An 18,125-nucleotide genomic window follows, 5' to 3' on the forward strand; every position below is an offset into this window, starting at 1 on the left:
AGGGACGACCGAGGCAGGACAGCCCCCAGCGATGAACGACGCCCCAAAGAAGACGGACGGGACGACGCCCGGGCAGCCCGCGCGCGCGCAGCGTCGCGGCCCGTGGTGGTGGGCCGGCGTGGGCCTTGGCGGCGTCGCCCTCACGATGCTGGCGGTCGTGGCGGCCGCGTGGGTCCGGCTGTCGCTCGGGCCGGTCGACTTTCCGCAGCGCATCGAGGACCGGATCGAGGCGCATCTCGACGCGGGCATGACGGCAGGCCGCCTGACGATCGGCGACATGGTCCTGGACGTCCCGGAAGGCGGGCGCGCCCCTGTCATCGAATTCCGGGACGTCCAGCTTTCCGACCCCGGCGGCGCGCCGCGAGCGGTCTTTCCGGCGCTGCGGGTGCAGCTTGAACCCGGCCCGATCCTGTCGGGGCAGGCGCGCCCCCGCCGCGTCGAGATCGCCGGCGCGGGCCTGCGGCTGTCGCGCGACGCGCAGGGGCGGCTCGACCTCGACCTGACGGGCGGCGCGGCCGACGCGCGCGTGACGCTGCCCGAGACGATGGCCCGGCTCGACGCGATGTTCGCCTCGCCCGTCTTCGACGCTCTGCAGGAGGTCACGGCCAGCGGCCTCCGCCTGTCGATGGCTGACGAGATGACCGGCCAGATCATGCGCATCGACGAGGCGACCGCCCGCCTGACGCGCAGCGGAGGACGGCTTGCGCTGACCGTCGGCGGCGCGTTGTCGGGCAGCCGCGACACCACGCTCGACATCGCGGTCCTGCGCGACGGCGAAGGCGACGCGACCGAGATCGCGGCCGTCTTCCGCGACCTCGCTGCGCGTGATCTCGCCACGGCCAGCCCCGCGCTGGCCTGGCTCGACCTGATGCGGGCGCCGATCTCGGGACGGCTCGCGCTCAGGCTTTCGGACGACGGGACCGTCGGCGACATGGAGGCCCGCCTCGACATCGGGCCGGGGCGCGTGCGGCTGGCCGAGGGCGACGCGCCGCTCGGCTTCGACCGGCTGGCCGCCGACATGGTCTACGACCCTGCGACGCGCCGGATCGATTTCGGCGGCCTGCGCCTCGACGCGCCCGCGATGCGGCTTTCCGCCAAGGGCCATGCGGACGTCGCGCAGGACGGCAATTCCTTCGTGGGACAGTTCGGCATCTCGGGGATCGAGGCGCAGCCGGGCGACCTTTACGAGGCGCCGCTTTCGATCGACGGGGCGCGCGTGGACATGCGCCTGACGCTGGCGCCCGATCCCACGATCGAGATCGGCGAGGCCGTTATCTTCGACGGCGACCTTCGGCTGAGGGGGAGCGGCGTGGCCGAGGCGGGCGCCGATGGGCTCTCGCTGTCATTCGACGCCGCGCTCGAGGAGGCCGAGATCGGCGAGATCCTGGGTTACTGGCCCGAGGCCGTCATCCCGCGGACGCGCCGCTGGGTCGCCAACCGGATCGAGGCCGGTCGTGCTGTCGGCCTGAATTTCTCGGTCCGCGCGCAGCCCGGGCAGGAGACCCGCCGCCATCTGCAGACGGGGTTCGCGGGCGTGGTGATGCGGCCTCTCCGCGACGGGCCGGCGGTGCGCGGCGCGGCGGGATACCTCGACCTGCACGACGCGCGCATGGTGGTGCGGATGGACCGCGCGACCATCGCGGCAGAGGCCGAAGGTGGGGGCGAGGTTGCGCTGGCCGGGACGACGATGGTCGTGGACGACACGCGCCCGCCCGGACCGGAGGCCGCCTTCCACATCGAGGGCGAGGGCGCGCTGGCCGATCTGCTCCGGGTTCTGGACGCGGAGCCGATCCGCATCTTCCGGAACGGCGCGATGACGCCCGAGCGCGCGGGCGAGGGGCGGATCGCCTTCGCCGCCGATTTCCGCAGCCGCCTGATGCCGCGCGACCGGCCCGCGACGCTGGAGGAACTGGGCCTGACGGCGTCGGCCGAGGTGACGGGCTTCGCCTCCGACAGGCTGGTGCCCGACATGCGGCTGGGCGCCGAGGCGCTGCAGGTGTCGCTGGTGCCCGACCTTCTGACCGTCAGCGGCCGCGCCTTGGTCGAGGGCGTTCCCCTGACGGGCCGCTGGCAGCGCCCGCTTGGTCCCGATGCGCCCCGCGCCTCGTCGGTGGAGGCCAGCGGGGTCGTCGGCCGCGACAGCCTCGCGCGGCTCGGCGTGCAGCTTCCCGAGGATCTCCTGTCGGGGCGGGGCGCCGTCTCGGTCTCGGTCGCGCTGCCCGACGGGGCGCCGCCGCGCCTCGAGTTGTCGAGCAACCTCGACGGCATCGCCCTGTCGATCCCCGCGCTTGGCTGGCGGCTGGAGCCGGACGAGACCGGACGGCTGCAAGCCGCGCTCCGGCTGGGATCCGACCCCGAGGTGACGTCGCTGTCGCTGGCGGTTCCGGGCTTCGACCTGCGCGGACGGGTCAGCCTCCTGCCCGGCGGAGGGCTTTCGCGGCTGACGGCGGAACGGCTGGTGGTGGGCGACTGGCTCGACGTGGGCGGTGCGCTGGTCGGCCGCGGCCCGGACGTGCCGCCCGCCGTCGAGATCACCGGCGGCCGCCTGACGCTGGGGCGGATGCCGCCGCAGAACGCGCCCGGCGAAGGGGGCGGGCCGCTCAACGTCCGGCTCGACCGGCTGGAGATCTCGTCGGGCATCGCCCTGACCGACCTCACGGGAAGCTTCGTCACGGGCGGCGGGCTGCAGGGCGAGTTCGAGGCCGCGGTCAACGGGGCCGCGCCGGTCACGGGCGTCGTGGCGCCCGGCCGCTTCGGGCCGGCGGTCCGCGTCACGGCCCCCGACGGCGGTGCGGTGCTGCGGGCGGCGGGAATATTTCGCAGGGCCCATGGCGGCGCGATGACCCTGACGCTGCAATCGGCCGAGGCCGCGCGCAGCTTCGACGGCGCGCTCAGGATCGAAGGGCCGAGGCTGCGCGACGCGCCGGCGATGGCCGAGCTTCTGAACCTCATCTCGGTCGTGGGCCTGCTGGAGCAGCTTTCGGGCGAGGGGATCAACCTCGGCACGGTCGACGCGCGCTTCCGGCTGACGCCGGAGCGCCTGACGCTTGCGGAGGGCACGGCCGTCGGGCCCTCGCTCGGCCTCTCGATGGACGGCGTCTACGACATCGCCGATCGCCGCTACGAGATGCAGGGGGTTGTCTCGCCGCTCTACATGGTCAATGGGCTCGTGGGCGCGCTCTTCGCGCCGCGGGGCGAGGGGCTGTTCGGGTTTTCCTACCGGCTGACCGGCACCGCGGAGCGCTCGAACGTGTCCGTGAACCCATTGTCGATCCTCACGCCGGGCGTGTTCCGCGACATCTTCCGTCGCCCGCCCCCCGACCCGTCCGGCACGCCAGCGAACTGACCCGAATGAAACTCGACGATTTCGACTTCGACCTTCCCGAGGCGCTGATCGCGACGCGTCCTGCGCGGCCCAGGTCCTCGGCCCGCCTGCTGGTCGCCGAGGGATCGCTCACGCGCGACGCACACGTCTTCGACCTGCCGAAGATCCTTCGGCCGGGCGACCGGCTGATCCTGAACGACACCCGCGTGATTCCCGCGCGGCTTGCGGGCCGGCGCTCGCGACAGAGCGCGCAGGGCGAGGTGAGCGCGAAGATCGAGGTGACGTTGATGGAGCCGCAGGCCGACGGCACCTGGACGGCGCTCGCCAAGCCCCTGCGCAAGCTTGCGCAGGGCGAGACGGTGGTCTTCTCGGACGCGCTGTCGGCCGAGGTCGCGGCCCTGGAGGGCGGGCTGCGGCTGCGGTTCAACCTCGCGGGCGAGGAATTCGACGCCGCGCTCGAGGCATCCGGCGCCATGCCGCTGCCGCCCTACATCGCCGGCCGGCGCGCGCCCGACGAGCGTGACCGCGAGGACTATCAGACGATCTGGGCCGCGCGCGCGGGCGCCGTCGCGGCCCCGACGGCGAGCCTCCATTTCGACGAGGCGCTGGTGTCCGCGCTGACCGAGGCGGGGATCGACTTCACCTTCGTGACGCTTCATGTGGGCGCGGGCACGTTTCTGCCCGTCACCGTGGACGACGTCACAACCCACCGGATGCACGCCGAATGGGGTGAGGTGCGCGAAAGGGCTGCGGACGAGATGAACGCGACGCGCGCGGCGGGCGGCCGGATCATTCCCGTGGGCACCACCGCGCTGAGGCTGATCGAGACGGCGGCGGATGCGGACGGGACGATGCGCCCCTTCGAGGGCGACACCGATATCTTCATCTATCCCGGCTACGGATGGAAGATCACCGATGCCCTGATCACGAACTTCCATCTGCCCAGGTCGACGCTGATGATGCTGGTCTCGGCCCTCATGGGGCACGCCCGCGTCAACGAGATCTACGCCCACGCCATCGCGCACGAATACCGGTTCTTTTCCTACGGCGACGCATCCCTTCTGATTCCGTCGCGAATCTGACACACCCGTAGGGCAGGCCCCGGACCGTCGCGGTCCTTCCGGGCGCGACAAGCCGGCCATACGCAAGGAGTTACCTCGATGCTTGGTGTCATGCGCGCCTCATGGGCGCTGCTCATGGGCATGTTCCTTCTGCAGATCGGAAACGGCCTTCAGGGATCGCTGATGGGTGTGCGCGGCGCGATCGAGGGGTTCTCCACCTTCGAGATCTCGCTCATCGCGTCGGCCTACTTCGTGGGGTTCCTGGGCGGCAGCAAGGTCGCGCCGCTGATCATCGCGCGCGTGGGCCATGTGCGGGTCTTCGCGGCGCTGGGCTCGCTCATCTCGGCGGTGCTGGTCAGCTATCCGGTGATCACCGATCCCTGGGCGTGGATGGTCCTGCGGGTGCTGATCGGCTTCGCGCTGTCGGGCGTCTACGTCACGGCGGAGAGCTGGCTCAACAACGCCGCGACGAACGCGACGCGCGGGCAGGCGCTGTCGGCCTACTCGCTGGTGCAGATGGTCGGCCTCGTGGGCGCGCAGGGTATCCTGTCGGCGGGCGATCCTTCGGGATACATCCTGTTCATCATCCCCTCCGTGCTGGTCTCGCTCAGCTTCGCGCCGATCCTTCTGTCGGCCACGCCGACGCCCGCCTTCGCCGCCTCGCGCCCGATGAGCCTCGTGCAGCTCTACCGCGCGTCGCCCTTCGGTGTCGTCGGCATGACGCTGATGGGCGGCGTCTTCGCGGGGCAATTCGCCATGGCCGCCGTCTACGCCACGCAGGCGGGCCTCGGCCTTGGCGAGCTTTCGGCGTTCATCTCGTCGTTCTTCGTGGGCGCGATCATCCTGCAATACCCGCTCGGCTGGCTGTCGGACCGGATGGACCGCCGCCTGCTGATCGTCACGGCCTCGGGCCTCGGCGCGGTGGTGGGCATCGGGGGGCTGCTTTTCGGGCACGTCTACGCGGTGCTTCTGCTGATCGGCGTGCTTTCGGGCGGGCTGGCGCAGCCTCTCTATGCGATGCTGATCGCCTATACGAACGACTACCTCGAAGCCGAGGACATGGCCGCCGCATCGGGCGGCCTCGTCTTCGTCAACGGCCTCGGCGCCATCGCTGGGCCGCCGATCATGGGCCTTCTGATGGCGCGGATCGGGCCGGGCGGCTTCTGGCTTTTCCTGTCGGTCGTGCTTGCGATCGTGACGGCCTACGGGCTTTGGCGCATGACGCAGCGGCAGACGGCCTATGCCGGCGAGGGCGAATACGAGGCCGTGTCCTATGCCAACCTGCTGCCCGGATCGGCCTCGGTGGTTGCGGTCGAGGCCTCGCAGGAGTTGTATGCGGAAGCGGCCGAGGAGCTGGCCGACGGCGCGGAGGACGCCGAGGGCGGCGGGCCGACGGCTCCGGCCGGCTGAGACGGCGACAAAGGGAGGAATTCACGCATGGCGACGCAGGACGACGCGCAGGCCGACGGGGTCGAGGAGGTCCTGGCCTTCTGGCTCGGGGCCGGGCCCGAGGCCTGGTACAAGCAGGACGACGCCTTCGACGCGCAGATCTCGGAGCGTTTCGGCGCGCTGTGGGAGGCGGGCGCGCGGGGCGATCTGGACGAGACGTGGGCCACGAACCCGCGCGGCGCCCTGGCGCTGATCGTCCTGCTCGACCAGTTCCCGCGCAACATGTTCCGGGGCGACGCACGCTCCTTCGCAAGCGACGCGCGCGCGCGCTCCACGGCGTGCTACGCGCTCGACCGGGGGTTCGACATGCGCATCGACCCGCCAGAGCGGCAGTTCTTCTACATGCCCTTCATGCATTCCGAGCGCCTGACCGACCAGGATCACTGCGTGCGCCTGATGGCTGAGCGGATGGAGGGGTCCGACAACCTCCTGCACGCACGCGCCCACCGCGAGATCATCCGGCGCTTCAACCGCTTTCCATACCGCAACGCGGCGCTGGGCCGGACCTCGACCCATGCCGAGCGGGATTTCCTCGAGAACGGCGGCTATGGCAGGATCGTGGAAGCGCTGAAGGCGAAATGAGGGCCTTTCGCCGCCGCCGTGCCTGCCCGCCCTCCTGCGACGGAAGGGGCCTTTGCGCGGCTTGAGCGAAAGGTTTAACGTTGAACGAACGGGATCTTCCAGGAGAACAACAATGGCCGCAGACACCTTTGACGTCGTCGTGATCGGCGCCGGCCCCGGGGGCTACGTCGCCGCGATCCGCGCCAGTCAGCTGGGCCTGAAGACAGCCATCGTCGAACGCGAGCACATGGGCGGCATCTGCCTGAACTGGGGCTGCATTCCCACCAAGGCGATGCTGCGCTCGTCCGAGGTGTTCCACCTGATGGAGCGCGCCAGGGACTTCGGCCTGAAGGCCGAGAACATAGGCTACGACCTCGACGCGGTGGTCAAGCGTTCGCGCGGGATCGCCAAGCAGCTCAATTCGGGCGTCGGGCACCTGATGAAGAAGAACAAGGTGACCGTCGTCATGGGCGAGGCGACGCTGCCCGCCAAGGGCAAGGTCAGCGTCAAGACCGAGAAGGGCACGCAGGAGCTTCAGGCGCGGAACATCATTCTCGCCACCGGCGCCCGCGCCCGCGAACTGCCGGGCCTCGAGGCCGACGGCAAGCGCGTCTGGACCTACAAGCACGCGCTCACGCCGCCGCACATGCCCAAGAAGCTTCTGGTGATCGGTTCCGGCGCGATCGGGATCGAGTTCGCCAGCTTCTACAACACGCTCGGTGCCGACACGACGGTCGTCGAGGTCATGGACCGCATCCTGCCCGTCGAGGACGCCGAGATCTCGGCCTTCGCCAAGAAAAGCTTCGAGAAGCAGGGCATGAAGATCATGGCCAAGGCGATGGTCAAGAAGCTCGACCGGGGCGCGGACAAGGTCACCGCCCATATCGAGGCGAACGGCAAGACCGAGACGATGGAGTTCGACACCGTGATCTCGGCCGTGGGGATCGTGGCCAACACCGAGAACCTCGGGCTGGAAAAGCTCGGCGTGAAGATCGACCGCAGCTTCGTCGTGACCGACGAGTATTGCCGCACCGGCGTCGAGGGGCTGCATGTCATCGGCGACGCCACCAACGGGCCGTGGCTGGCGCACAAGGCGTCCCACGAGGGCGTCATGGTGGCCGAGCTGATCGCGGGCAAGAACGATGTCCACCCCGTAAAGCCCGAGAACATCGCCGGGTGCACCTACTGCCAGCCGCAGGTCGCGAGCGTCGGGCTGACCGAGGCCAAGGCCAAGGAGCAGGGCTACGAGATCCGCGTCGGCCGCTTCCCCTTCATCGGCAACGGCAAGGCGATCGCGCTGGGCGAGCCCGAGGGCATGATCAAGACGATCTTCGACAAGAAGACCGGGGAGCTTCTGGGCGCGCACATGATCGGCGCGGAAGTCACCGAGCTGATCCAGGGCTACATCGTCGGCAAGAAGCTGGAGACGACGGAAGAGGACCTGATGGAGACGGTCTTCCCGCATCCCACGCTCAGCGAGATGATGCACGAAAGCGTGCTCGACGCCTATGACCGCGTGATCCACATCTGAGCGGTCCGCATCCGGGCCGAGGCGCAAACGAAAACGCGGCCCCGAGGGGCCGCGTTCTTCGTTTTCAGGGCGTTCGTTCCGCCCGAAGATCAGGCCTTCTTGCGGCGGCGCAGCGCGGCGAAGCCGCCGAGGCCCGCGGCAAGCAGCAGCGCCGAGGCCGGAAGCGGCACGGCCGCCGGCATCACGGAGATCGCGTCGATGTCGTAACCGTCCGTCGAGTCGGTGCTGTTGAAGTAGCTCGCGGAGATGTCGCGGAAGCCGAGATACCTGTAGCTGCCGGCGAACACGATCGTCGTCAGCGTGCCACGGGTGCCCACGGCGTCGCCGGTTTCGTTCGTCGCGGTCCCGATGCGCGTGAACGAGATGCCGTCGTTGGAACCGAAGACATCCATCGCCTCGCGGTGGCTCGAGTTGCTCCGGCCGTTGGTGATCTCGACGATCGAGGTCGAGGTGCCGATGGCGCCGCTGAACTCGATCACGAGCGACCCGCCGAGGCCGAGCGAGAAGAAGTCGTCGTCGCCCGTCGGGGGCGTGCCGTCGAGGTTGATCTCGATGTTGCCGAGATCGTCGCGGCTGCTGTCGCTGTAGCAGCTGAACGTAGCGGACAGCCCGGTCGTGCCCTGGCCTGCGCCAGAGGCGCAGTCCGCGGTCATGTTGCTGACGGAAATGGCCGATGCCGTGCCGGCGGTGCCGAGGGTCGCCGCAAGGACGGCGGCGATGAACGCGATCTTCATGCAGAACTCCTTCGTGATCGGAAATGGAATTATGGCGAAATATTGTCTGAGGTTAGCGCCTTTTGTGGCGCCCGGCAAGCATCGCGTCCCGCCGGTGCGGGGGCGCATGGCCGTTCGGCCTTGCCGCGATCCGCGTCCGACGCCATAGCAGGGCCCATGTCCCGACCCGACCGCACGCCGTTCCTTCTGATCTTCGCGCTCTATGCGGCCGGCCTGCTGGCGGCGGGGCAATTCGCGAAGGTGTCGCTGACCCTCGGCCCGCTGGCCGAAGCCTACCCGCAGGCGCCGGTGGCCTTCGTCGTGTCCGGCGTCGCGGTCATGGGCATCGTGTTCGGCGCGATGGCGGGCGGGATCACGGCCTCGATCGGGCCGCGCCGGGCGATCCTGGCGGCGCTGGCGATCTCGGCAGTCGCCGGTGGCGTGCAGGCCTTCCTCCCGGCCTTCCCTCTGATGATGGCGCTGCGCGTGGTGGAAGGGGCGGGGCATCTCCTGCTCGTCGTGGCCATTCCCACGCTGATGGCCGCGCTTGCCGCCGAGCGGCACCGCGCGCTCGTTCTCGGCGTCTGGGCGACGTTCTTCGGCATGGGCTTCTCGATCTACGCCCTCGCGATCGGCGAGGCAGGGGTCGCGCCGGTCTATGCCGCCCATGCGGGCGTCGCCGCGGCCCTCGGCCTCGTGCTGTGGGTCATGCTTCCGAGGGGCGTCGCGACCGGGCGGCGGACGCTGCCGAGGCTGTCGGACCATTTCACGATCTACACCACCCCGCGCCTCTTCGCGCCGGGGCTTGGCCACGGCATCTACGCGCTCCTGTTCCTGGCGCTCGTGACCTACCTGCCGACGGCGCTGGGCGCGCCGTGGCTGGCGCCGGTCCTGCCCGTCGTGGGGCTGCTCGGATCGCTGCTGACCGGGGCGCTCGCCCGGCGCATCGTGCCGGGGCGGCTGGTCTGGTGCGGCTTCCTAGCGATGGTGGCTCTCTTCGCGTTGACGTGGGCGGCCGGCCCGCTCGCGCCCTACGTCGCGATCGTGGCGATGGCGGTGTCGGGCATCGTGGCGGGCGCGGGCTTCGCGGCGGTGCCGTGGCTCAACGCGAACAACGCCGACCGGGCGCTCGCCAATGGGGCACTGGCGCAGCTCGGCAACGTCGGCACCTTCTCGGGCACGCCCGTGCTCGCCGCGCTGGGGGTTGGCGCCGCGATCCCGATGGCGGTGGTTCTGGGGCTGGCGGGGGCGGGGGCGACCGCGCTCGCCTACCGCGCCGCGACGCGCGGCCAGACCGTCCCGGGGGTCATGTCCGCTTCCGGTTCTCCAGAAGATCCAGCAGCCTCCGACGGCGCCAGACCGACCTGATCTGCCGGGTCAGCGCCGTCTCGGGCTCGAACAGGGTGCGTCCGTCGGCCAGGTGCCGCGCGGCGAAGACCTTGGACGCCGCCACGAGGTGTTCGCCCTGGTTCGAGATCGCCACCGCAGACACCCGCATGTTGCGGATCTGGTCGCGGTCGATCTCGACGTCGAGCTGCCCGTGGGCGCGGTGCATCAGGTCGGCCAGGCTGCCGACGTCGCGCGCCTCGCCCTGCGAAAGCGGCCCCCGGGTGGTGCGCTCGATCGGCACCGACACCTCGGAGACCTCGTCGCGGTCGGTGACGACGGCGCGCGACGTGCCGTCGTCCTGACCGAACTCGACCGTCACGGCGAGCAGGTAGATCGGCTCCTGCCCCATGTTGGTGATGATGCAGCGCGCCGTCGCGTCGGTCGCGCCTCCCCGGTCGATGAGGATCGAGGACCGCCGCTGCCTTCGATAGGTCATGAAGAACAGTTGCAGGTAGACGAGCCAGATCAAGACGATCGACACGTTGCTGAGCGCGTTGATCAGCGGCTCATGGTCCGAGATGAAGCCGAACATCGAGCGATTCCCCCTTGCCTCGGGGGTGTAAACGCACAGCGCGCGCCGGGGGTCCGACCGCCCCGCAGGTGCCCGCCGATCGGGCAACGGCGCACTCGCCTGTGGATGTTCGCGTTGCGTTCTCTCTTTTCGGTTGGAGACTCGGGCCGGGACGCCTATCTGTGGCCGAACCATCAATCACAGGCAGTTCCCCATGCCCGAGCTCAAGTCCATCGAGGTGCGCGGCGCGCGCGAGCACAACCTCAAGAACATCGACCTCGACATCCCCCGCGACCGGCTCGTGGTGATCACGGGCCTGTCGGGTTCGGGCAAGTCCTCGCTCGCCTTCGACACGATCTACGCCGAGGGCCAGCGCCGTTACGTCGAAAGCCTTTCGGCCTATGCGCGGCAGTTCCTCGACATGATGGAAAAGCCCGACGTGGACCATATCTCGGGCCTCTCGCCGGCCATCTCGATCGAACAGAAGACCACCTCGAAGAACCCGCGCTCCACCGTGGGCACCGTGACCGAGATCTACGACTACATGCGCCTTCTCTTCGCGCGCGCGGGCACGCCATACAGCCCCGCCACCGGGATGCCGATCGAGGCGCAGCAGGTGCAGGACATGGTCGACCGCGTCATGGCGATGGAGGAGGGCACGCGCGCCTATCTTCTCGCGCCCATCGTGCGCGACCGGAAGGGCGAATACCGCAAGGAGTTCCTCGACCTGCGCAAACAGGGCTTCCAGCGCGTGAAGGTCGACGGCCAATTCCACGAGCTCGACGACCCGCCGACGCTCGACAAGAAGTTCCGTCACGACATCGACGTGGTCGTGGACCGCATCGTGGTACGCGAAGGCGCCGAGACGCGCCTCGCCGACAGCTTCCGCACCGCGCTCGACCTCGCAAGCGGGATCGCCATCCTCGAGACGGCGCCGAAGGATGGCGAGGGCGAGCCCGAGCGCATCACCTTCTCCGAGAATTTCGCCTGCCCCGTCTCGGGGTTCACCATCCCCGAGATCGAGCCGCGCCTGTTCTCCTTCAACGCGCCCTTCGGGGCCTGCCCGTCGTGCGACGGCCTCGGGGTCGAGCTGTTCTTCGACGAGCGGCTGATGGTGCCCGACGCGGCCCTCAGCCTGGAGGACGGCGCCATCGCGCCGTGGCGCAAGGGCAAGTCTCCCTACTTCGTGCAGACGATCCAGTCCATCGCGAGCCATTACGGCTTCGACCCCAGGACGCCGTGGAAGGACCTGCCCGAGACGGTGCAGCAGGTCTTCCTTCGCGGCTCGGGCGAGGAGGAGATCCAGTTCCGCTACGACGAGGGCGGCCGCGTCTACCAGGTCAGGCGCAGCTTCGAGGGCGTGATCCCCAACATGGAGCGCCGCTACCGCGAGACCGACAGCGCGTGGATCCGCGAGGAGTTCGAGCGCTACCAGAACAACCGCCCCTGCGGCGCCTGCGGCGGCTACCGCCTGCGGCCCGAAGCGCTCGCCGTGAAGATCGCGGGCCTGCATGCGGGCGAGGTCGTGGAGATGTCGATCCGCGAGGCCTACCGCTGGTGCGAGACGGTGCCCAAGCACCTGAGCAAGCAGAAGAACGAGATCGCGCGCGCCATCCTCAAGGAGATCCGCGAGCGGCTCGGGTTCCTCAACAACGTCGGGCTGGAATACCTCACGCTCAGCCGCAACGCCGGCACGCTTTCGGGCGGCGAGAGCCAGCGCATCAGGCTCGCAAGCCAGATCGGCTCGGGCCTGACCGGGGTTCTCTACGTCCTCGACGAGCCTTCGATCGGCCTGCACCAGCGCGACAACGACAGGCTTCTCACGACGCTCAAGAACCTGCGCGACCAGGGCAACACGGTGATCGTCGTCGAACACGACGAGGAGGCGATCCGCGAGGCCGATTACGTCTTCGACATCGGTCCCGGCGCGGGCGTCCATGGCGGGCAGATCGTCGCGCGCGGGACCCCGGCCGAGATCGCCGCCGACCCCGCCTCGATCACCGGCCAGTATCTCTCGGGCACCCGCGAGGTTCCGGTGCCCGCCGAGCGCCGCAAGGGCAACGGCAAGGCGCTTACCGTGGTCAAGGCCACGGGCAACAACCTGAAGGACGTGACCGCCGAGTTCCCACTCGGCAAGTTCGTGTGCGTCACCGGCGTCTCGGGCGGGGGAAAGTCGACGCTCACCATCGAGACCCTGTTCAAGACGGCCTCCATGAAGCTCAACGGCGCGCGCCAGACGCCCGCGCCCTGCGAGACGATCAAGGGGCTTGAGCACCTCGACAAGGTCATCGACATCGACCAGCGCCCCATCGGCCGCACGCCGCGCTCGAACCCCGCGACCTACACGGGCGCCTTCACGCCCATCCGCGACTGGTTCGCGGGCCTGCCCGAGGCCAAGGCGCGCGGCTACAAGCCCGGCCGCTTCTCCTTCAACGTGAAGGGCGGCCGCTGCGAGGCCTGCCAGGGCGACGGCGTCATCAAGATCGAGATGCACTTCCTGCCCGACGTCTACGTCACCTGCGAGACCTGCAAGGGCGCGCGCTACAACCGCGAGACGCTCGAGGTGCAGTTCAAGGGCAAGTCCATCGCCGACGTGCTCGACATGACGGTCGAGGACGCGCAGGAGTTCTTCAAGGCGGTGCCCTCGATCCGCGAGAAGATGGACGCGCTCTGCCAGGTGGGCCTCGGCTACATCAAGGTCGGACAGCAGGCGACGACGCTTTCGGGCGGCGAGGCGCAGCGCGTGAAGCTGTCTAAGGAGCTGTCGAAGCGTTCCACCGGCCGCACGCTCTACATCCTCGACGAGCCGACGACGGGCCTGCATTTCGAGGACGTGAAGAAACTCCTCGAGGTGCTGCACGAGCTGGTCGAACAGGGCAACACGGTCGTCGTGATCGAGCACAACCTCGACGTCATCAAGACCGCGGACTGGATCGTGGACATCGGCCCGGAGGGCGGCGACGGCGGCGGCGAGATCGTGGCCGTCGGCACGCCCGAGGACGTGGCCGATGTCGAGCGCTCGCATACGGGCCGCTACCTCAAGCCGATGCTGGCGGCGCGCAAGCACGCGGCCGAGTGACGGGGCGCCGCGTTCGCGCAAGCGGCGGGCGCCCCCGCGAACCCTTCGCGGGACGCGCGCCGCCGCGGCTGGGTCCTCCTGCCGCGCAAGCCGCCTGGTCCGGGCCGGCTGCCTGAGGCTTTCCGTTCGCGCTGCTTCATCCGCGCTGCCCGTTGAGGCCTTCCGCGCCCAGCCCTCGAAGCCGAGCCCTGCATCCAGGTCTTCCGCCCGCGCTGGCGGCCCGCGGGCGAACTGCACCGTTCCTCGACACCTTCCGTCCACGGGCTTTGGGCCGCATGATCCTGTCCGCGCGCTCCGCCCGCACCCTCCGTGCGCCGTGCGGTCCTCGAGGCGCGATCGGCGTCATCCCCTCGGGCACCCGACGCGCGCCCTGCGGTCCGCGCCGTCCGTCCGCACCTCCCGTGCGCCGCGGGGCCGATGGCGGAACTCATGCGCGGCCCGTTCCCGACCGCGAGGGCCGCGATGCCCATTCCGCACGCAGTGCCCCGCGCGATCCTCCCGTACGGCCGCGACCCGCCGGGCACGGCGCGCAAGCCCCCCGCCGCCGCCGCCCGCCCCGGTCCGCTGTCCCCGATCGCCCAGCTCCGCGGCCTCCCGTCTTCATCCTTGCCGAAAAACTCCGGGGGGAGGCCGCAGGCCGGGGGGCGGAGCCCCTTTCGACAATCGCCTTTCCGCGTTGCCGCCCGCCCGCTACGCTCTCCGCGGGCATCGGAGGGAGGGCTCCATGGGTCACAAACCGAAGGTCGGTCTCGCACTCGGCTCCGGCGGGGCGCGGGGTCTGTGCCACCTCGGCGTCCTCTCCGTCCTCGAGGAGATGGGCATCGAGGCCGCGATCATCGCGGGCTGCTCCGCGGGCGCGCTCGTCGGCGCGGCCGAGGCCGGCGGCAAGCGGCATGATCTCGAGACCTGGGCGCGCGCCCTGACGCAGGGCTCCTTCCTTCAGCTCGTCGATCTCAGGCCCTCGCGCGGCGGGCTCTTCGCGGGACGCGAGATCTCCAACGTGCTCGGCCGCTGGGGTCTCGACTGCGATATCGAGGAGCTGGACCGGCGCTTCGTGGCCGTCGCCACCGACCTCGAGACCGGCCGCGAGGTCTGGCTCCGCGAGGGGCCGCTCCTGCCTGCCGTGCGCGCCTCGGTCTCCATGCCCGGGCTCTTCACGCCGCAGCTTCTCGACGGGAAGTGGCTGGTCGACGGGGGGCTGACAAATCCCGTGCCCATATCGGTCGCTCGCGCGCTCGGGGCCGATGTCATCATTGCGGTCAATCCCAACGCCAAGCCCACGGGCCGCATCTGGGTGCCCGAGCGCGGCGGCGACATCTGGGACGCCATCGGCGAGCGGCTGGGCGACTTCCTTCCGGCCGGGTGGCTGTCGGCGGGCGAGGACGGGCCGCCGCCGCCGCAGGGGACGGAGGTCGTCAACGCCGCCCTCGACATGCTCATGGAATACCTTCGCCGCACGCGGCTCGCCGCCGATCCGCCCGACGTGATGATCGACGTGGACCTGCGGGACCTGTCGGTGATGTCCTTCCACGAAGCGGCGAGGGCCATAGACGCCGGCCGCGCCGCGGCGGAGGCCAGCGCGGGCCTGATCCGCGAGGCGCTGGAGGCCTAGCGCGCCCGCACGGCGCCCGCGGACACCATCAGCGCCTCGAGCCCGTGGAAATGGTAGATGCCGGCATAGCGCGGCCGCCCCGCGAGCCCGAGGTCCGGGCATCGCCGGAACAGGATCGGCAGGGCGATCTGCAACTCCAGCCGCGCGAGCGGCGCGCCCACGCAGAAATGCAGGCCCGCCCCGAAGGCGAGGTTGGAGGGACCGTCCGCCCGGTCGCCGCGGAAGACGTCCGGGTCGTCATAGGCGGCTGCGTCGCGTCCGGCCGAGGCCAGAAGCAGGCCGACCTCGTCGCCGCGCCGGAAGGTGTGGCCGAAAAGCTCGACCTCCTCGTAGGCCCAGCGGGTGAACAGGTGCAGAGGCGGGTCGTGGCGCAGCACCTCCTCGACGAAGCGCTCGGGCATCGCGGGGCGCGCGCCCGTCTCGAGCGCGGCCTTCACGCCGTTGCCGAGCGTGTGCACCGTCGCCTCGTGGCCGGCGTTGAGCAAGAGGATGCAGGTCGTGATCATCTCGTCGGTGGTCAGGCGGTCGCCCTCCTGCTCGGCGGCGATCAGCGCCGAGATCAGGTCGTCGCGCGGCTCGCCTCGGCGGCGTTCGACGTAGCCGCGCATGAAGTCCGAAAATTCCCCCGCGGCGGCGGCGGCGGCCCCTTCGTCCTCGCGCGTGCGTCCGGCCTGGTACATCAGGACCATCGCGTTCGACCAGCGCAACAGCTCGTCGGCCATGCTTTCGGGCACCCCCAGGAGCCGCGCGATCACGATGACCGGGATGGGGCGGCAGAAGGCGTCGAGAAGGTCGAAGGGCCCATCGGGGAAAGCGTCGACGAGGTCATGGACCAGCGCCTCGATCTCGGGCGCCATGGCCTTGATCCGTCGCGAGGTGAAGGCGCGCACGACGAGGCCGCGCAGCCGCGTGTGGCGGGGCGGTTCCAGCTCGAGCATCGAATGCGCCTCGACGTCGTAGAACGGGGCGAGGTGCGCGGGGATCTCGGGCGGCGTCACCGGCTCGCGCCCGAAGCGCCTGTCGCGCAGGATCGCGTTGACGGCGGCATGCGTCGTCGCCACCAGCATTCCATAGTCGCTCCAGCGGCACAGGGGACCGGCGGCGCGCGCGCTGGCGTAGAACGGGTAGGGGTCCTGGACGAAGGCGTCCTCGGTGGGAGATTGCGAGAGGCTTTTCATGACGCTGTTCTGGCAGGCCGCCGTGGCCTTGGCCATGGTCGGATTGCGTATTTCTGGAAAGATGAAGGGCGGGGTGCGGCAAGGGGCGTGATGCCGATCCGTCGCGTGGTCCGGGCCCGTCGATGCCGGGGCTGGGCAGGGGGCGCAGTTGTCTTGGACGCGGTCGGGGCGTGGGCGCACCGGGGCAGCGAATGCGCGCCCGCTCGCCGGCATCTGGCAGGCGCGGGAGGGCGGCGGGCGGTGGCATCGAGGTCGGGGCCGGGGCGCGGCTCCGGGCCCGATCGGCGGTCAGGACGCGTCGAGGGCCGCGATGATGGCGCCGAAATCGGACGCCTTCAGGGATGCGCCGCCGACGAGCGCGCCGTCGACGTTCGGCACCGCGAAGATCTCCTGCGCGTTCGAGGGCTTCACCGAACCGCCGTAGAGGATGCGGATCGACCGGCCGGCCTCTGCGCCGAGGCGCTCCTCGAGCCTTCCGCGGATGAAATCGTGGACCTCGCCGATCTGAGCGGTGGTGGGCGTGCGGCCTGTGCCGATGGCCCAGACTGGTTCGTAGGCGATGACGAGGGTTTCGCCCGTCGCGCCGTCGGGAACGGATCCGGCAAGCTGGCCCGCGATGACGTCGAGCGTCTCGGACGCATCGCGCTGCGCTTCCGTCTCGCCCACGCAAACGATGACCGAAAGGCCGGCCTTGAGGCCCGCGCTCGCCTGCGTGCGGACGTCCTCGTCGCGCTCTCCGTGATCGGCGCGCCGTTCGGAGTGGCCCGCGATGACGTAGCGCGCGCCCGCGTCGGCCAGCATCGCGGCCGACACGTCGCCGGTGTGCGCGCCGCTTCCGGCCGGGTGGCAGGATTGCCCGCCGACCTTGACCGCGGTGCCCTCGGCGCGCGCCGCCATGGGCGCGATCAGCGTCGCGGGCGGACAGATCAGGACCTCCGAGCGCGGCTCGGGATGGGCCTGTGCCAGGCTGTCGATCTCGGCCAGGTCGGCCGCGAGGCCGTTCATCTTCCAGTTGCCGGCGGCCATTTTCACGCGCATCGGGGGGCGCTCCTCGTTCGGGATGGGTGGCCACGGGATGGCAAGGTTGGCGGGTCCCGTCAACCGCAAGGCCCGCCAAGGGGCCGGGACGGAGCGGGTCTTTACGCTCCTGCCGCAATCCTTATATGTTCGCTCAGGTTTCCGGCGACGGACGCAACGCAACGCGAAGGATGGCGCCAATGTCCGACAATCCCGAGATGATGGAAGGCGCGCCGCTGATCCGGCCGTCGAGCACCGATCATCCCCTCTACGACACCGTCGTGGAGGCGTGCAGATCGGTCTACGACCCCGAGATCCCGGTGAACATCTACGATCTGGGCCTCGTCTACACCATCGACATCTCGCCCGAAAACGCGGTCAACATCGTCATGACGCTGACGGCGCCGGGCTGTCCGGTCGCGGGCGAGATGCCGGGCTGGGTCGCGGATGCGGTTGAGCCGCTCGAGGGGGTCAAGCATGTCGATGTCGAGCTGACCTGGGATCCGCCCTGGGGCATGGACATGATGTCGGACGAGGCGCGGCTGGAGCTGGGCTTCATGTAAGGCGCGCGACCGGGCTTCGGTCGCGCTTCCGGGCATTTTCACGCGGCTGCCCTCGTCGGCCGGCAAGGAACCGGCAAGGAAATCGGATGGCAGCGTTCTCATCGGAGCTGATGGGCGGTCGCGGAGGCTCGGCCCG

The 18,125-nt window shown here is 70.1% G+C and carries 13 protein-coding genes; 9 read left to right on the plus strand and 4 right to left on the minus strand.

The annotated features are described in order from the left end of the window. Positions 1 to 31 precede the first annotated feature (31 nt). The 5 genes from P6F26_RS12045 (at position 32) to lpdA (ending at position 7,927) form a co-directional block, all read left to right on the plus strand. Positions 32 to 3,346, plus strand: a complete 3,315-nt coding sequence (locus P6F26_RS12045; protein WP_278028943.1) for an AsmA-like C-terminal region-containing protein — start codon at positions 32 to 34, stop codon at positions 3,344 to 3,346. Between the two features lie 5 nt (positions 3,347 to 3,351). Then, complete coding sequence (gene queA, locus P6F26_RS12050) at positions 3,352 to 4,407, plus strand: tRNA preQ1(34) S-adenosylmethionine ribosyltransferase-isomerase QueA (RefSeq protein ID WP_278028944.1); 1,056 nt, start codon at positions 3,352 to 3,354, stop codon at positions 4,405 to 4,407. 78 nt (positions 4,408 to 4,485) lie between these two features. Continuing rightward, positions 4,486 to 5,796, plus strand: coding sequence for an MFS transporter (locus P6F26_RS12055; protein ID WP_278028945.1), 1,311 nt, complete (start codon positions 4,486 to 4,488; stop codon positions 5,794 to 5,796). Positions 5,797 to 5,823: 27 nt separating this feature from the next. Next, positions 5,824 to 6,417 (plus strand): DUF924 family protein, encoded by a 594-nt coding sequence (locus tag P6F26_RS12060; RefSeq protein WP_278028946.1) that lies wholly within the window; start codon positions 5,824 to 5,826, stop codon positions 6,415 to 6,417. Positions 6,418 to 6,529: 112 nt separating this feature from the next. Further along, positions 6,530 to 7,927 carry a dihydrolipoyl dehydrogenase gene (gene lpdA / locus P6F26_RS12065; protein ID WP_278028947.1) on the plus strand — a complete coding sequence of 466 codons (1,398 nt, stop codon included), beginning with the start codon at positions 6,530 to 6,532 and terminating at the stop codon, positions 7,925 to 7,927. Positions 7,928 to 8,016: 89 nt separating this feature from the next. Here the strand turns inward: lpdA and P6F26_RS12070 are convergent, their stop codons facing one another. Further along, complete coding sequence (locus P6F26_RS12070; RefSeq protein WP_278028948.1) at positions 8,017 to 8,661, minus strand: VPLPA-CTERM sorting domain-containing protein; 645 nt, start codon at positions 8,659 to 8,661, stop codon at positions 8,017 to 8,019. A 156-nt stretch (positions 8,662 to 8,817) separates the two neighbouring features. On the opposite strand from P6F26_RS12070, the gene P6F26_RS12075 reads away from it, so the two are divergent. Continuing rightward, the gene (locus P6F26_RS12075) at positions 8,818 to 10,008 is read left to right on the plus strand and encodes an MFS transporter (protein WP_278028949.1); all 1,191 of its coding nucleotides are present in this window, start codon (positions 8,818 to 8,820) and stop codon (positions 10,006 to 10,008) included. Here P6F26_RS12075 and P6F26_RS12080 read toward each other — a convergent pair. Beyond that, positions 9,947 to 10,561, minus strand: a complete 615-nt coding sequence (locus P6F26_RS12080) for a hypothetical protein (protein WP_278028950.1) — start codon at positions 10,559 to 10,561, stop codon at positions 9,947 to 9,949. The genes P6F26_RS12075 and P6F26_RS12080 overlap by 62 nt on opposite strands. Positions 10,562 to 10,754: 193 nt before the next feature. On the opposite strand from P6F26_RS12080, the gene uvrA reads away from it, so the two are divergent. Beyond that, positions 10,755 to 13,619 (plus strand): excinuclease ABC subunit UvrA, encoded by a 2,865-nt coding sequence (gene uvrA, locus P6F26_RS12085; RefSeq protein ID WP_278028951.1) that lies wholly within the window; start codon positions 10,755 to 10,757, stop codon positions 13,617 to 13,619. Between the two features lie 724 nt (positions 13,620 to 14,343). Beyond that, complete coding sequence (locus tag P6F26_RS12090) at positions 14,344 to 15,231, plus strand: patatin-like phospholipase family protein (protein WP_278028952.1); 888 nt, start codon at positions 14,344 to 14,346, stop codon at positions 15,229 to 15,231. Here P6F26_RS12090 and P6F26_RS12095 read toward each other — a convergent pair. Further along, positions 15,228 to 16,409, minus strand: a complete 1,182-nt coding sequence (locus tag P6F26_RS12095; RefSeq protein ID WP_278028953.1) for a cytochrome P450 — start codon at positions 16,407 to 16,409, stop codon at positions 15,228 to 15,230. The genes P6F26_RS12090 and P6F26_RS12095 overlap by 4 nt on opposite strands. Before the next feature lie 288 nt (positions 16,410 to 16,697). Next, complete coding sequence (gene tpiA, locus P6F26_RS12100; RefSeq protein WP_278028954.1) at positions 16,698 to 17,447, minus strand: triose-phosphate isomerase; 750 nt, start codon at positions 17,445 to 17,447, stop codon at positions 16,698 to 16,700. A gap of 179 nt (positions 17,448 to 17,626) precedes the next feature. Between tpiA and P6F26_RS12105 the strand changes: the two genes are divergently transcribed. Continuing rightward, positions 17,627 to 17,989, plus strand: a complete 363-nt coding sequence (locus P6F26_RS12105) for an SUF system Fe-S cluster assembly protein (RefSeq protein WP_278028955.1) — start codon at positions 17,627 to 17,629, stop codon at positions 17,987 to 17,989. Positions 17,990 to 18,125 lie beyond the last annotated feature (136 nt).

The sequence above is a fragment of the Roseicyclus salinarum genome (assembly GCF_029624655.1).
GTDB lineage: Bacteria > Pseudomonadota > Alphaproteobacteria > Rhodobacterales > Rhodobacteraceae > Roseibacterium > Roseibacterium salinarum.

Coding starts and splice junctions, on each gene's coding strand:
- P6F26_RS12045 (WP_278028943.1), top strand. CDS start 32: ATGAACGACGCCCCAAAGAAGACGGACGGGACGACGCCCGGGCAGCCC.
- queA (WP_278028944.1), top strand. CDS start 3,352: ATGAAACTCGACGATTTCGACTTCGACCTTCCCGAGGCGCTGATCGCG.
- P6F26_RS12055 (WP_278028945.1), top strand. CDS start 4,486: ATGCTTGGTGTCATGCGCGCCTCATGGGCGCTGCTCATGGGCATGTTC.
- P6F26_RS12060 (WP_278028946.1), top strand. CDS start 5,824: ATGGCGACGCAGGACGACGCGCAGGCCGACGGGGTCGAGGAGGTCCTG.
- lpdA (WP_278028947.1), top strand. CDS start 6,530: ATGGCCGCAGACACCTTTGACGTCGTCGTGATCGGCGCCGGCCCCGGG.
- P6F26_RS12070 (WP_278028948.1), bottom strand. CDS start 8,661: ATGAAGATCGCGTTCATCGCCGCCGTCCTTGCGGCGACCCTCGGCACC.
- P6F26_RS12075 (WP_278028949.1), top strand. CDS start 8,818: ATGTCCCGACCCGACCGCACGCCGTTCCTTCTGATCTTCGCGCTCTAT.
- P6F26_RS12080 (WP_278028950.1), bottom strand. CDS start 10,561: ATGTTCGGCTTCATCTCGGACCATGAGCCGCTGATCAACGCGCTCAGC.
- uvrA (WP_278028951.1), top strand. CDS start 10,755: ATGCCCGAGCTCAAGTCCATCGAGGTGCGCGGCGCGCGCGAGCACAAC.
- P6F26_RS12090 (WP_278028952.1), top strand. CDS start 14,344: ATGGGTCACAAACCGAAGGTCGGTCTCGCACTCGGCTCCGGCGGGGCG.
- P6F26_RS12095 (WP_278028953.1), bottom strand. CDS start 16,409: ATGAAAAGCCTCTCGCAATCTCCCACCGAGGACGCCTTCGTCCAGGAC.
- tpiA (WP_278028954.1), bottom strand. CDS start 17,447: ATGCGCGTGAAAATGGCCGCCGGCAACTGGAAGATGAACGGCCTCGCG.
- P6F26_RS12105 (WP_278028955.1), top strand. CDS start 17,627: ATGTCCGACAATCCCGAGATGATGGAAGGCGCGCCGCTGATCCGGCCG.